This window comes from Faecalibacterium langellae (assembly GCF_002549775.1).
Lineage (GTDB): Bacteria > Bacillota > Clostridia > Oscillospirales > Ruminococcaceae > Faecalibacterium > Faecalibacterium langellae.
Map to the genome: position 1 here is coordinate 1 of NZ_NMTR01000072.1, position 1021 is coordinate 1021.

A 1021-nucleotide genomic window follows, 5' to 3' on the forward strand; every position below is an offset into this window, starting at 1 on the left:
ATAACTTGTACAATTTCAAGGTTTTGAATTGTCACACGGTTGCCACCCATACGTCCTGCCAAGTGTTTATTTTTGAAAACACGGTTAGGCGCTACAGGTCCCATTGAACCTGGACGACGATGGTAACGAGAACCGTGAGCCATAGGTCCGCGTGATTGACCGTGGCGCTTGATAACACCTTGGAAACCTTTACCTTTTGAAGTACCAGTTACATCAACAACATCTCCAGCTTCGAATATGTCAACTGTGATTTCTGATCCAACTTCTAAGCCTTCAATGTTTTTGAATTCACGAATGAAGCGCTTAGGAGCTGTGTTAGCTTTCGCTACGTGGCCTTTGGCAGGTTTGTTGCTCAATACTTCACGTTTGTCATCAAAACCAACTTGAACTGCTTCGTAACCGTCTGTTTCAACAGTTTTAACTTGAAGCACAACGTTTGGAGTAGCTTCAATGACAGTAACAGGGATAAATTCACCTGCTTCAGTGAAGATTTGAGTCATTCCCACTTTTTTCCCTAAGATTCCTTTTGTCATGAGAAAATACTTCCTTTACTTTAATAATGTATTTCAAAAAGTTTTTTATGAGCGTTTTTTATGCTCAAAAAAGTTTTTAACGAGCGTTTTTTATGCTCAATGAATCAATCTTTAAATTAAAGTTTGATTTCGACGTTCACACCACTTGGAAGATCAAGTTTCATCAAAGCGTCAACTGTTTTTTGAGTTGGGTTGATAATGTCGATGAGACGTTTGTGTGTACGCATTTCAAATTGTTCGCGAGAATCTTTATATTTGTGAGTCGCACGAATAATTGTGTAGAGACTACGTTCAGTTGGAAGTGGGACTGGCCCAGCAACTGTCGCACCAGTGCGAGTTGCAGTTTCTACGATTTTTTCAGCCGCTGTATCAAGCGTACGGTGTTCGTAAGCTTTCAAACGGATACGAATTTTTTTGTTTGCCATTTTTTCTCCTCTTTCGTCTATTTAAGATAATAGGCTAGCTCCTCAAGAAAACCAACACGGATT

The 1021-nt window shown here is 39.9% G+C and carries 2 protein-coding genes; both read right to left on the reverse strand.

Annotated features, from left to right (window positions below; all coding sequences use genetic code 11):
- A partial coding sequence (rplC, locus tag CGS49_RS13755) for a 50S ribosomal protein L3 (protein WP_097802307.1) occupies positions 1-533 on the reverse strand: 533 nt, incomplete at its 3' end.
- 116 nt (positions 534-649) lie between these two features.
- Positions 650-958, reverse strand: a complete 309-nt coding sequence (gene rpsJ / locus CGS49_RS13760) for a 30S ribosomal protein S10 (protein WP_002885653.1) — start codon at positions 956-958, stop codon at positions 650-652.
- Positions 959-1021 lie beyond the last annotated feature (63 nt).

Excerpts from the sequence above, each read along its gene's own strand:
- rpsJ (WP_002885653.1), bottom strand. The coding sequence starts at position 958 with ATGGCAAACAAAAAAATTCGTATCCGTTTGAAAGCTTACGAACACCGT.